Origin of the sequence: Shewanella electrodiphila, from assembly GCF_023283985.1 — a bacterium.
GTDB classification, from domain to species: domain Bacteria; phylum Pseudomonadota; class Gammaproteobacteria; order Enterobacterales; family Shewanellaceae; genus Shewanella; species Shewanella electrodiphila.
On record NZ_JAKIKU010000021.1, the window covers coordinates 1 to 13,481 of the forward strand.

11 protein-coding genes, 3 tRNA genes and 1 rRNA gene are annotated in these 13,481 nt (G+C 41.4%); 14 read left to right on the forward strand and 1 reads right to left on the reverse strand.

Annotated elements, in window-relative coordinates; all coding sequences use genetic code 11:
• The first annotated feature begins 2 nt into the window (after positions 1–2).
• The 3 genes from rrf (at position 3) to birA (ending at position 2,701) form a co-directional block, all read left to right on the forward strand.
• A 5S ribosomal RNA gene (rrf, locus tag L2737_RS21365) occupies positions 3–118 on the forward strand.
• Between the two features lie 577 nt (positions 119–695).
• Entirely contained in the window at positions 696–1,739 is a 1,044-nt protein-coding gene (gene murB / locus L2737_RS21370) for a UDP-N-acetylmuramate dehydrogenase (RefSeq protein WP_248957053.1), read from the forward strand.
• On the forward strand, positions 1,739–2,701 hold the full coding sequence (gene birA / locus L2737_RS21375) for a bifunctional biotin--[acetyl-CoA-carboxylase] ligase/biotin operon repressor BirA (protein WP_248957054.1): 963 nt from the start codon (positions 1,739–1,741) through the stop codon (positions 2,699–2,701). The genes murB and birA overlap by 1 nt, the downstream gene beginning before the upstream one ends.
• 20 nt (positions 2,702–2,721) lie before the next feature.
• On the opposite strand, the gene coaA is transcribed toward birA, so the two are convergent.
• Positions 2,722–3,672, reverse strand: coding sequence for a type I pantothenate kinase (gene coaA / locus L2737_RS21380; RefSeq protein ID WP_229372187.1), 951 nt, complete (start codon positions 3,670–3,672; stop codon positions 2,722–2,724).
• Between the two features lie 221 nt (positions 3,673–3,893).
• Here coaA and L2737_RS21385 point away from each other — a divergent pair.
• The 11 genes from L2737_RS21385 (at position 3,894) to rpoB (ending at position 13,447) form a co-directional block, all read left to right on the forward strand.
• Positions 3,894–3,969, forward strand: a tRNA-Thr gene (locus tag L2737_RS21385).
• 7 nt (positions 3,970–3,976) lie between these two features.
• A tRNA-Tyr gene (locus L2737_RS21390) sits at positions 3,977–4,061 on the forward strand.
• Between the two features lie 36 nt (positions 4,062–4,097).
• A tRNA-Gly gene (locus L2737_RS21395) sits at positions 4,098–4,171 on the forward strand.
• 195 nt (positions 4,172–4,366) lie between these two features.
• On the forward strand, positions 4,367–5,551 hold the full coding sequence (tuf, locus tag L2737_RS21400) for an elongation factor Tu (RefSeq protein ID WP_248957055.1): 1,185 nt from the start codon (positions 4,367–4,369) through the stop codon (positions 5,549–5,551).
• Between the two features lie 251 nt (positions 5,552–5,802).
• Positions 5,803–6,174 carry a preprotein translocase subunit SecE gene (gene secE / locus L2737_RS21405; RefSeq protein WP_055026517.1) on the forward strand — a complete coding sequence of 124 codons (372 nt, stop codon included), beginning with the start codon at positions 5,803–5,805 and terminating at the stop codon, positions 6,172–6,174.
• Positions 6,175–6,182: 8 nt separating this feature from the next.
• Positions 6,183–6,734: a transcription termination/antitermination protein NusG gene (gene nusG / locus L2737_RS21410; RefSeq protein WP_102529400.1), complete on the forward strand. Its 552-nt coding sequence runs from the start codon at positions 6,183–6,185 to the stop codon at positions 6,732–6,734.
• Positions 6,735–6,862: 128 nt separating this feature from the next.
• Positions 6,863–7,291, forward strand: coding sequence for a 50S ribosomal protein L11 (gene rplK / locus L2737_RS21415; RefSeq protein WP_102529399.1), 429 nt, complete (start codon positions 6,863–6,865; stop codon positions 7,289–7,291).
• A gap of 4 nt (positions 7,292–7,295) precedes the next feature.
• Positions 7,296–7,997: a 50S ribosomal protein L1 gene (rplA, locus tag L2737_RS21420; RefSeq protein ID WP_102529398.1), complete on the forward strand. Its 702-nt coding sequence runs from the start codon at positions 7,296–7,298 to the stop codon at positions 7,995–7,997.
• Positions 7,998–8,254: 257 nt separating this feature from the next.
• Positions 8,255–8,752 (forward strand): 50S ribosomal protein L10, encoded by a 498-nt coding sequence (gene rplJ, locus L2737_RS21425; RefSeq protein ID WP_102529397.1) that lies wholly within the window; start codon positions 8,255–8,257, stop codon positions 8,750–8,752.
• Positions 8,753–8,806: 54 nt separating this feature from the next.
• The gene (gene rplL / locus L2737_RS21430; protein WP_102529396.1) at positions 8,807–9,175 is read left to right on the forward strand and encodes a 50S ribosomal protein L7/L12; all 369 of its coding nucleotides are present in this window, start codon (positions 8,807–8,809) and stop codon (positions 9,173–9,175) included.
• Between the two features lie 240 nt (positions 9,176–9,415).
• On the forward strand, positions 9,416–13,447 hold the full coding sequence (gene rpoB / locus L2737_RS21435) for a DNA-directed RNA polymerase subunit beta (protein ID WP_102529395.1): 4,032 nt from the start codon (positions 9,416–9,418) through the stop codon (positions 13,445–13,447).
• Positions 13,448–13,481: the final 34 nt, after the last annotated feature.

Here is a 13,481-nt window from a genome sequence, read left to right on the forward strand (position 1 = left end):
TGCTTGGTGACAATAGCATTGTGGTACCACCTGATCCCATCCCGAACTCAGTAGTGAAACGCAATCGCGCCGATGATAGTGTGGGGTCTCCCCATGTGAAAGTAGGTCATCACCAAGCGCCTAATTTCTCTTAATTGAGAGCAGATAGCCCGTTACTCACGTAGCGGGCTTTTTTGTGTCTGGAATTTGAGAGAATGAGTTAGTAGCTAAAGCTAACAGATAGTGTGAGCGATATGCCCATGTAAAAATAGGTCATTGCCAAGCGCACCATATCTTTAAAATTAGTGCTTCTTAATTGAGAGCAGTTAGCCAGTTACTCAGGTAACGGGCTTTTTTGTGTTTGGAATTTGAGTCAATGAGTTAGTAGCTAAAGCTAACAGACAGCGCGGTCGATATGCCTATGTACCCTTACAAGGATAGTAAAAAATAGTTGATCGCCAAGCGCCCCATATCTTTAAAATTAGTGCCTCTTAATTGAGAGCAGATAGCCCGTTACTCAAGTAATGGGCTTTATTGTAGCTGGGTTATATGATTATAAAACTCAAGTGTAAAGTTAGATGCAACGAGTTAGATTGAATCGGATATCTTTGAGTGAGAGCTCAAGGCGAACTACTGCATAAGTAATCCGCTAATTTCTACCGTCTCAAATACCTAATTTATTTGCCTGATAGTGTTATTAAATTCACCAAGGTACAATGAACTATCATTTTCAAAAAAATCTAAATATGCCTGTCAGCTTAAAACCATTTAATACATTAGCTTTAGAGCAGGGCTGCCTTCAATTTGTTGAAGTAACGTCTGTTATAGAACTTAAACAACAACTTATTAAAGCAGCGAATGCTTCACTACCTACATTGATTTTAGGTGGAGGGAGTAATGTTGTTTTTACTAGTGATTACCAAGGCGTAGTGATTAAAGTGGCGACAAAGGGCATTGAAGTTAGTGAAGATGCTGAAGCTTTTTATATCTCTGTACAGGCGGGCGAAAGTTGGCATGAGTTTGTTGGCTATTGTTTAGATAATGGTTTTCATGGCTTGGAGAACTTAGCACTGATACCTGGCACTGTTGGTGCTGCACCTATTCAAAATATTGGTGCCTATGGGGTTGAGATTAACAAGTATTGTCAGAAAGTCAGTTACTTGGATCTAGCTAGCTTAGAAAGCAATACATTAACTAATTCAGAGTGTCATTTTGGATATCGTGATTCAATTTTTAAAAATGAATTAAAGAATCAAATTGCCATTACTGAAGTTCAGTTTAGATTACCAAAGGTATGGCAGGCAAATATAGAATATGGCCCACTGCAGCACTTTAATTTAGAAACAGTCACACCAAAACAAGTATATGACACTGTATGTGATATTCGAAAGAGCAAGTTACCTGACCCAGCAGTGCTTGGTAATGTAGGCAGTTTCTTTAAGAACCCAATAATAGAAGCCTCTCAATATATTGAGCTACTTAAGACCTATTCTGATTTGGTTGGTTATGCCCAAGTTGATGGCAAAATTAAAATTGCAGCTGGTTGGTTAATTGATGAAGCAGGCCTTAAAGGGGTCAATAAAGGTCGAGCCGCAGTGCATGATAAACAGGCCTTAGTGTTAGTAAACTTGGATGACGCAGTCGGAGAAGATATCTGTCAGCTTGCACATTACATAATGGATATTGTGTTAGCTAAATTTGGAATTCAATTGGATCCTGAGCCAAGGATTATTGGTGCAACTGGCGAGGAAAATTTGTAATGAATGAGCATTGGGACAAGAAAGCGCAGATTATTGGACTGTTAGATCATACTGAATTTATCTCTGGTGAACTAATTGCACAGCAAGTGGGATTATCTCGTACTGCAGTTAACAATCATATTGCACAATTAGAAACCTATGGTGTCGATATCTTCAGTGTAAAAGGTAAGGGATATAAATTAGCTAAACAATTACCTATTTTTGATAAAAGTAAACTTGTAAACAACATCGAAAATCGTTGCTTTTATTTTCATGAAATAGAAAGTACTAATGCTTTTATGCTTCAACATGCTGATGAGCTAAAAAATGGTGATATTTGTATTGCTGAATATCAGTCAGCGGGTCGAGGTAGAAGAGGCAGACAATGGGTTTCACCATATGGTCAACATGTTTACGCATCTTTGTTTTGGAGACTTAACCAAGGCATGAATGCAGCCATGGGGCTTAGTCTTGTTGTTGCTTGTTCAATTGTGACTTCCTTAAAGGCGTTTGGAGTAGATGGTTTAGGCGTTAAATGGCCGAATGACATTTACCGAGATAATAAGAAGTTAGCAGGGATATTAATTGAGCTATCAGGTCATTCAATCGATGAGTGTCATTTGGTAATAGGCTTTGGTATCAATATGAGCATGTCAGAACAACATGCCGAGCAGATTGACCAACCATGGAGTGATTTAACCTCTTTGAATTCAATGCCTGACAAAACTCAGCTGTTAACGGCTATTCATAAACAACTTAAAGTTGATCTCATGCAGTTTGAAGCTGAAGGTATGGAACCTTTTATACCTCAGTGGCAAGAGTATGATTTGTTTTATGACAAACAGATTAATCTATTAATGGCACCAAATAATGTCACAGGAACATGTAAGGGCATTGATAAACAAGGTGCAGTGCTACTAGAGCACAATGGAGTAATAACGTCATATATAGGTGGAGAGATCAGTTTACGCGGAAGTGAGTAAACGGAATAAATTTCTAGCAACTATTTACGCAATAAAACTCGGTCAACCAGATGGTTGGCCGCTTTTTTTAGAATTAAGTTCGCACGCTCGCGGCTCGGTTTTATGTTTGTTTGTAAATTGGGACCATTGATCGTATCCCAAATGTTGGCAGCGGTAGCGTTGGCTTCATCATCTGAAAGTTGTGAATAGTGATGAAAGAAAGACTTTGGATCGCTAAATGCGCCTTGTCTGAACTTTAAAAAGCGTTGTTGGTACCATTCTTTTAATAATGATTCTTCAGCATCGACATAAATAGAGAAATCGACATAATCGGATAAGAAACTACTTTTACTTTCAGGGCTAGGATCTAGCGCGGTTTGAAGTACATTTAACCCTTCGATAATAAGAATGTCAGGTTGATTAATGTTCTGTACTTCATCAGTGAGTCTGTCATAAGTCACATGAGAATAAAGGGGCGCACTGACATTGGGCTCACCTGCTTTTACTGCAGAAATAAAATCGATCAGCATTTTCATGTCATAACTTTCTGGAAAGCCTTTTCGCTTTAGCAGGTTATTATGGGTGAGTTCTGCCAAGGGGTATAAGAAGCCATCAGTGGTGACTAGTTCAACTTTAGGGTGCTCAGGCCAACGTTGTAATAGTGTCTGAAGAATTCGAGCAGTGGTACTTTTACCAACAGCGACACTACCAGAAATACTAATGATGTAAGGTGTTTTAGTGGGTTTGTGATTTAAAAATTGATCAAGCACCACACTGCTTTGCTGCTTTGAATCAATAATGAGATTTAATAAACGGCTTAAGGGAAGATAAATGTCAGTGACTTCATCTAATGACAGCTGTTCATTCATACCACGTAGATTGGCTAGTTCATCTTCGCTAAGTGTTAAAGGTACAGAATTACGTAATTCTGACCACTGTTGGCGAAGAAATGAAAAATAAAGTGTTTGATGTAATGTATTGGTCGCTGTCATATCTTCCTTTCCTTAGGTCAGGCACAGTACACCACCAAATTATTTTGAACAATAGCTAAAGTCATCTTACTTATCGTCGGTTAACTAAATCGCTTTATTTTTATCCTACCCAATCAAATAAAGCCCAAAAAAGCGCCATTTGAAACTTTTTTTAGCTTTTTTATTCATTTCCTATTGCACTTACGCCAACATTTACCTAATATCCGTTTCCGAAATGATTAGCCGGCATAGCTCAGTTGGTAGAGCAACTGACTTGTAATCAGTAGGTCCCGAGTTCGACTCTTGGTGCCGGCACCATTTTTCTGGAGGGGTTCCCGAGTGGCCAAAGGGATCAGACTGTAAATCTGACGGCTCAGCCTTCGAAGGTTCGAATCCTTCTCCCTCCACCATTTTTAAAGGTAGTTAGGTAGCCTTATTCAGGTTGCGCGGATGTCGTATAATGGTATTACTCCAGCCTTCCAAGCTGATAACGCGGGTTCGATTCCCGCCATCCGCTCCAAATTGCTGAACGACTTGATTGCTTAGTAGTTCGTTTAAATGAACTATTAAGTCAATCAAATCCTTTAAATCAGCACGTCCTGTCTTATGCTAAACTTAATCACCAAAACTAAACTAATTAATTCGATGTCATTCTATGCATCGGACTTTTTCTATATGTGTTTTCATCACCAAGACTCTGGATTGAGGCAATATCATGGCTAAAGAAAAATTTGAACGTAATAAACCACACGTAAACGTGGGTACAATCGGTCACGTCGACCATGGTAAAACAACGCTAACTGCTGCAATCTCAGCTGTTTTAACCAAAACTTACGGTGGTGAAGTTAAAGATTTCGCACAAATCGATAACGCTCCAGAAGAGCGTGAGCGCGGTATTACAATTAATACTTCTCACATCGAATATGACACACCTACTCGTCACTACGCACACGTAGATTGTCCTGGTCACGCCGATTATGTTAAAAACATGATTACTGGTGCTGCTCAAATGGATGGCGCTATCTTAGTAGTTGCTGCTACAGATGGTCCTATGCCACAAACACGTGAGCACATCCTGCTTTCACGTCAGGTTGGTGTACCTTTCATCATCGTATTCATGAACAAATGTGACATGGTTGACGATGAAGAACTACTTGAATTAGTAGAAATGGAAGTTCGTGAACTTCTTTCTGAATATGACTTCCCAGGTGATGACTTACCAGTTATCCAAGGTTCTGCGCTTAAAGCTCTTGAAGGCGACGAAGCTTGGGAACCAAAGATTATCGAACTAGCAGAAGCGTTAGATTCGTACATCCCTGAGCCAGAGCGTGACATCGATAAGCCGTTCCTACTTCCAATTGAAGATGTATTCTCAATTTCAGGTCGTGGTACAGTTGTTACTGGTCGTGTTGAGCGTGGTATCATCCGCGTTGGTGAAGAAGTTGAAATCGTTGGTGTTAAAGACACGACTAAGACTACTTGTACTGGTGTTGAAATGTTCCGCAAGCTTCTTGACGAAGGTCGTGCTGGCGAAAACTGTGGTGTTCTTTTACGTGGTACTAAGCGTGAAGATGTTGAGCGTGGTCAAGTATTGGCACAGCCAGGTACTATCACACCTCACACTACTTTCGAATCAGAAGTATACGTACTAAGCAAAGAAGAAGGCGGACGTCACACTCCATTCTTCAAAGGCTACCGTCCACAGTTCTACTTCCGTACAACTGACGTAACTGGTACTATCGAGCTTCCAGAAGGCGTAGAAATGGTAATGCCTGGTGATAACATCAAAATGGTTGTTACACTAATCTACCCAATCGCGATGGACGACGGTTTACGTTTCGCTATTCGTGAAGGTGGCCGTACTGTTGGTGCTGGTGTTGTAGCTAAAATCGTTGCTTAATAGCGACCTTTAGTTAACACTTTAAAAAGGAAGCTTCGGCTTCCTTTTTTTGTTTTATAGATTTTTTTTAAGTTTTGCTTATGTTCTCTAGTGTCGACCTTGCGAACTGACTAGAATAAGAATACAATCTATGGCCGATTTTTGACCCTGAGCTGATGCTTTTCGTGGCTAAACTCGGAAGTACTATTTGATAAAATGGTACATATTTATCAAATTTAAGCTCAGGTCTTAGTGAGTAACGGAACCAACCGATGACGACAAATACTGAAAACCAGAATAATTCTCTGGATATTGTTAAGTGGGGCATTGCAGTTATATTGATTGCCGCCGCTGTTATTGGCAACCAAGCATTTGGCGAAGCCAGTGTTGTAGTACGCGCATTAGGCGTAATTGTTGCCTTTGTAATTGCAGGCTTTATTGCTCTGCAAACGGTAAAGGGTAAAGAAGCTTTATCTTTTGCTCGTGAAGCTCACATTGAAGTACGTAAAGTGGTTTGGCCTACGCGTCAAGAAGCGCTGAACACAACATTCATTGTTCTTGCTGCAACAGCTGTCGTAGCCGTTATCCTTTGGGGTTTCGACTGGGTACTATTGCGCGTTGTTAACCTAATTACTGGCGTATAGGCATTTACATGACTGAAGCAACAGAAGCAAAAAAAAGATGGTATGTCATTCAAGCATTCTCAGGCTATGAAGGCCGAGTAGTAAAAACATTGCTTGAACATATTAAGATGCACAACATGGAAGATTACTTTGCAGAGGTATTAGTACCGACTGAAGAAGTAGTTGAAATGCGTGATGGTCAACGTCGCAAGAGCGAACGTAAATTCTTCCCTGGCTATGTATTAGTCCAAATGGAAATGAATGACGAAAGCTGGCACTTAGTGAAAAGCATTCCACGAGTAATGGGCTTCATTGGTGGGACTTCAGATCGTCCAGCACCAATCTCAGACAAAGAAGCGGATGCCATTCTTCAGCGTTTACAAGATACCGTTGAGTCTCCTACTCATCGCGTTATGTTTGAACCTGGTGAAGTTGTTCGTGTTAACGATGGTCCATTTGCTGACTTTAATGGCACCATTGAAGAAGTTGATTACGATAAGAACCGCGTTAAGGTTTCAGTAATGATCTTCGGTCGTTCTACTCCAGTTGAGTTAGACTTCCAGCAAGTTGAAAAGAACTGATTAAATTAAATACAAATAGTATTTGTTTGCGGGTGCGGATTTTAGTATAATCCGCACCCGTTGTTTTCAAGGGGAGCTCATTGGCATGTAGCCGATAGCGTTTGAACCCAAATTGAGGAAATGTCGACATGGCAAAGAAAATTGAAGCTTATATTAAGCTACAAGTAGCAGCCGGTGCTGCAAACCCGTCTCCACCAGTTGGTCCTGCTCTAGGTCAAAAAGGTGTGAACATCATGGAATTCTGTAAAGCATTCAACGCTCGTACTGAAAAGTTCGACAAAGGTATGCCGATTCCTGTTGTTATCACTGTATACAACGATCGTTCTTTCACGTTCGAAACTAAGACTCCTCCAGCATCTTTCTTATTATTGAAAGCTGCCGGTCTTAAGTCTGGTTCTGGCCGTCCAAATACCGAAAAAGTTGGAACTATCAAGCGCAGCGCTGTTCAGGAAATTGCTGAAACAAAAGCGACTGATATGACTGGTGCCGATGTTGAAGCGATGATGCGTTCAATTGAAGGTACTGCACGTTCAATGGGTTTGGTAGTAGAGGACTAATATAATGGCAAAGCTAACTAAGCGCATGCGCGTAATCCGCGAGAAAATCGACGGAACTAAAAGCTACGATATCAATGAAGCTGTTTCTTTATTAAAAGAACTTGCTACTGCTAAATTCGTAGAAAGTGTTGACGTTGCTGTTAACCTAGGTATTGATCCTCGTAAATCAGATCAAAACGTTCGTGGCGCTACAGTATTACCACATGGTACTGGCCGTGAAGTTCGTGTTGCTGTGTTCACACAGGGCGCAAACGCTGAAGCAGCTAAAGAAGCTGGTGCAGAGTTAGTTGGTATGGACGAACTAGCTGCACAAGTTAAAGCTGGCGAAATGAACTTCGACGTAGTTATCGCATCTCCAGATGCAATGCGCGTTGTTGGTCAGTTAGGTCAAATCTTAGGCCCACGTGGTCTAATGCCTAACCCAAAAACTGGTACAGTAACGCCAAATGTTGCTGAAGCAGTTAAAAATGCCAAAGCCGGTCAAGTTCGTTACCGTAACGACAAGAATGGTATTATCCACACTACTATCGGTAAAGTGGATTTTGAACCAGCACAACTTAAAGAAAACTTAGAAGCGTTAGTCGCAGCACTGAAAAAGGCTAAGCCTGCAGTTGCTAAAGGCGTATACGTGAAAAAAGTTAGCATCTCTACCACTATGGGTGCAGGTGTAGTTATCGACCAGGGTACTCTGGAAGAAGCTAAGTAATATACAAAGCGAGCGTATTAGTCTATAATGCGCGCACTTTGTGGGTTGAGGTCTGTTTTCGACAATGTTGAAAACAGGTTTCCGTCCAAGACCGTAGGTGTTTTCTTAGGATAACTTAATTTCCTACGTAGACGGTGTCAGACCCCCCAGATAGATTTTGTTCTGCTGGAAATCTGCACCGTAAGTCGTTAAACACATAAGTGTTTAATATGGTAAATACTAGGGATATCCCTAGGTAGAATCCAGGAGTAAAGCCAATGGCATTAAGACTCGAAGACAAAAAAGCGATTGTTGCTGAAGTCAACGAAGCAGCCAAAGGTGCTTTATCTGCAGTTGTAGCCGATTCACGCGGTGTAACTGTAGGTGATATGACCGGTCTGCGTAAAGCAGCTCGTGAAGCTGGTGTTTATGTACGTGTAGTACGTAATACATTAGTTAAACGCGCTGTAGTTGGTACTGATTTTGAGTGCCTATCTGACACGTTTACTGGTCCTACTTTAATTGCATTTTCTACTGAGCACCCAGGTGCTGCAGCGCGTCTTCTAAAAGATTTCGCAACTGCACAAGAAAAGTTTGAAATTAAAGCAGCAGCCTTTGAAGGGGAAGTAATCCCTGCAGCAGATATTGATCGTTTAGCGAAATTACCAACTTACGACGAAGCACTAGCTCAGTTGATGATGACTATGAAAGAAGCATCTGCTGGCAAGTTTGTTCGTACATTGGCCGCTCTTCGCGATCAAAAAGAAGCAGCTTAATATTTTATTAGCCGCTTAAATTTATTGAATTCAGTACAATAGGAATTTTTTGTTATGTCTATCACAAAAGACCAAATCTTAGAAGCTTTCGCAGAAATGTCTGTAATGGAAGTTGTTGAACTTATCGAAGCAATGGAAGAAAAATTCGGCGTTTCAGCTGCTGCAGCAGTAGTTGCTGGCGGCGCAGAAGGCGGCGCAGCTGCTGCTGAGCAAACCGAATTTGACGTTGTTATGACTTCTTTCGGTGCTAACAAAGTTGCTGTTATTAAAGCACTTCGTGGCGCTACAGGTCTTGGCCTGAAAGAAGCTAAAGCTATGGCTGAATCTGCACCAGTTGCAGTTAAAGAAGCTATCACTAAAGAAGAAGCAGAAGCCCTTAAAGGCGATCTAGAAGCTGCTGGCGCTGAAGTAGAAGTTAAGTAAGTTATACTCTAACTTACCACCTCCCGAGAAATCGGGCGGAGGCTGGCGGTTTTTTAACCGTCGGCCTTTTTTGCGCTATATGCGCAGGCGATTTTTTATTCACCGTTTGTCGCCAGTTATTAGCAGTTCCTAGCAGAGATTACTGGTTAGGTTCTTGCCATCAACGGTGATGGGCAAACGTGCTGTTATAATACTTATATTATTTCAGTCTTGGTCACATCTCGTAAGTAGAGGAAACCCATGGTTTACTCCTATTCTGAAAAGAAGCGTATTCGTAAAGACTTTGGCAAACGTCAAAAAGTTTTGGATATTCCGTACCTATTGTCTATTCAGTTAGACTCTTTTAAGAAGTTCACCGATCAAGATCCTACGGGTGAACGCGGCTTTGAAGCTGCATTCCGTAGCGTTTTTCCCATCAAGAGCTTTTCTGGCAATTCTGAACTGCAATATGTCAGTTACAAGCTAGGCGAGCCAGTTTTTGATGTGAAAGAGTGTCAGATCCGCGGTGTTACATATTCAGCGCCATTACGCGTGAAATTGCGTATGGTTTTATATGACCGTGAAGCTGCGCCAGGCACAGTTAAAGATATTAAAGAACAAGAAGTCTACATGGGTGATATCCCATTAATGACTGATAACGGTACTTTTGTTATCAATGGTACTGAGCGTGTTATCGTGTCTCAGTTACACCGTTCACCTGGTGTATTCTTTGATCATGACCGTGGTAAAACCCACTCTTCTGGTAAGGTGCTATATAACGCACGTATTATTCCTTACCGTGGTTCATGGCTTGATTTTGAATTTGATCCAAAAGATGCCTTATTTGTACGTATTGACCGTCGTCGTAAATTACCAGCGACGATCATGCTACGTGCATTAGAGTTTTCTACTCAAGAAATCTTAGACTTATTCTTCGAACGTATTCAGTTCAAGATTAAGCAAGATTCACTTGTTATGGCACTTGTGCCTGATCGCCTCCGTGGTGAGACAGCAAGTTATGACATTAAAGATTCTGAAGGCAAATTACTTGTTGAATCTGGTCGTCGTATTACTGCTCGTCATATTAAGCAGCTTGAAAAAACCAATACAACTGAACTTGAAGTACCAGTTGACTATATCGTTGGTAAATACGCTGCTCAAGATTACATCGATACAGATACTGGTGAAGTACTTGTTAGCGCAAATGCTGAAATCACCCTTGAAGACCTAGCTAAACTTTCTTTAGCGGGTATCAAAGACGTTGATACATTGTTTATCAACGATTTGGATCATGGTGCATACATCTCAGACACATTACGCATTGATTCAACAACTAACCGCTTAGAAGCATTAGTTGAGATCTACCGTATGATGCGTCCTGGTGAGCCACCAACCAAAGATGCTGCTGAAGGCTTATTCCAGAACTTGTTCTTCAGTGAAGAACGTTATGACTTATCTAAAGTAGGTCGTATGAAGTTCAACCGTCGTCTTGAGATTGCTGATGACGAAGGTGCTGGCGTACTGTCTAAAGAAGACATCGTACACGTTATGAAGAAAATCATCGAAATCCGTAACGGTTACGATGAAGTCGATGACATTGACCATCTAGGTAACCGTCGTATTCGTAGCGTAGGTGAAATGGCTGAAAACCAATTCCGTGTTGGTCTAGTTCGTGTTGAGCGTGCTGTTCGTGAACGTCTATCTTTAGGCGATCTGAATGAGCTTATGCCACAAGATCTAATTAACGCTAAGCCTATCTCTGCGGCAGTGAAAGAATTCTTTGGTTCTTCACAATTGTCACAGTTCATGGATCAAAACAACCCGTTGTCAGAAGTAACGCATAAGCGTCGTATTTCTGCTCTTGGTCCTGGTGGTTTAACACGTGAACGTGCTGGTTTCGAAGTACGTGACGTACATCCAACTCACTACGGTCGTTTGTGTCCGATTGAAACGCCAGAGGGACCAAACATTGGTCTAATTAACTCATTGGCAAGTTTCGCGCGTACAAACTCGTATGGCTTCCTTGAAACCCCTTATCGTAAAGTGGTTGATTGTGTGGTTACTGATGAAGTTGAATACTTATCAGCAATCGAAGAAGGCCGATATGTGATTGCACAGGCAAACATTGAAATTGATTCTTCAAACCGTATGCTTGAAGAGCAAATTGCTTGTCGTCATAAAGGTGAATCTACCTTTATGCGTGCTGCTGATATCCAGTATATGGATGTATCACCACAACAGATTATTTCTGTTGCAGCATCACTAATTCCGTTCTTAGAACACGATGATGCTAACCGTGCATTGATGGGTGCAAACATGCAACGTCAAGCCGTACCGACTTTAAGAGCTGATAAGCCTCTTGTTGGTACTGGTATTGAACGTACTCTTGCTGTTGACTCAGGTGTTGTTGTTGCTGCGAAACGTGGTGGTGTTATCGACTATGTTGATGCTGGCCGTATCGTAGTAAAAGTTAACGAAGCAGAATTGACGCCAGGCGAAGCCGGTATCGATATCTATAACTTAACTAAATACACTCGTTCTAACCAAAACACTTGTATTAACCAACGCCCTTGTTGTTCTGTTGGTGACCCAATTGTTCGTGGTGATGTTTTAGCTGATGGTCCGTCTACCGATTTAGGTGACTTGGCTTTAGGTCAAAACATGCGTATCGCATTCATGCCTTGGAACGGTTATAACTTCGAAGATTCGATCTTAATCTCTGAGCGCGTAGCGCAAGAGGATCGTTTCACTACTATTCATATTCAAGAGCTTTCATGTATTGCTCGTGATACGAAACTAGGTAGCGAAGAAATTACTGCTGATATTCCAAATGTAGGTGAATCTGCTCTGTCTAAATTAGATGAGTCAGGTATTGTTTACATTGGTGCTGAAGTCAAAGGCGGCGACATTCTAGTTGGTAAAGTGACACCTAAAGGTGAAACACAGCTGACTCCAGAAGAGAAACTCCTCCGAGCTATTTTTGGTGAAAAAGCTTCAGATGTTAAGGACAGCTCTTTACGTGTACCTAACTCTGTTAAAGGCACCATCATCGATGTTCAAGTATTCACTCGTGACGGTATCGAAAAAGATAAACGTGCGCTTGAAATTGAAGAGATGCATGTTGGCCAAGCTCGTAAAGATTTAGGCGAAGAGTTCCAAATCCTTGAAGAAGGTGTTTTGAGCCGTGCGCGTAACTTGTTACTTGCTGCAGGTTTCTCTCAGGAGAAAATCGCTGAATTACCACGTAAAGATGTGTTGATTCAGGTTATCGAAGATGAAGCGAAGCAAACTGAGCTTGAGCAATTAGCTGAGCAACATGAAGAGCTAAAAGCTGACTTTGATAAGAAGTTTGAAGTTAAACGTCGTAAGATCACCCAAGGTGATGACTTAGCACCTGGTGTACTGAAGATTGTTAAGGTTTACCTTGCAGTTAAACGTACTATCCAGCCTGGTGATAAGATGGCGGGTCGTCACGGTAACAAAGGTGTAATCTCTAAGATTTGTCCTATTGAAGACATGCCATACGATGAAACTGGTGATCCAGTAGATATCGTATTAAACCCATTGGGCGTACCATCGCGTATGAACATTGGTCAGGTATTAGAGGTTCACATGGGTGCTGCTGCAAAGGGTATCGGTAATCGAATTACTGCTATGCTTGAAGAGCAACGTGAAATTGCTGAACTTCGCGATTATATTCAGAAAGTTTATGATCTAGGTGACGACGTTCTTCAGAAAGTCGATATCAATACATTCTCTGATCATGAAGTAGTGCGTCTGGCTAAAAACCTTAAAGGTGGTATTCCAGTTGCTACACCAGCTTTCGATGGTGCTAAAGAGAAAGAGATCAAGGAAATGCTGCTATTAGCAGGATTACCTGACTCAGGCCAGTTGACGTTATGTGACGGCCGTACCGGTAACGAATTTGAGCGTAAAGTAACTGTTGGTTACATGTACATGCTTAAATTGAACCATTTAGTTGATGACAAGATGCACGCCCGTTCAACCGGTTCGTACAGCTTAGTAACTCAACAACCATTGGGCGGTAAAGCTCAATTTGGTGGTCAACGTTTCGGTGAGATGGAAGTATGGGCACTAGAAGCATACGGTGCTGCATATACTCTTCAGGAAATGCTAACGGTTAAATCAGATGACGTTAACGGTCGTACTCAGATGTATAAAAACATCGTCGACGGTAACCATCAGATGCACCCAGGCATGCCTGAGTCTTTCAACGTATTGTTGAAGGAAATTCGTTCACTTGGTATTAATATCGAGTTGGATCAAGAGTAAGCATCGCTCTTAAGCAATGTTTGGTAACCAAGGA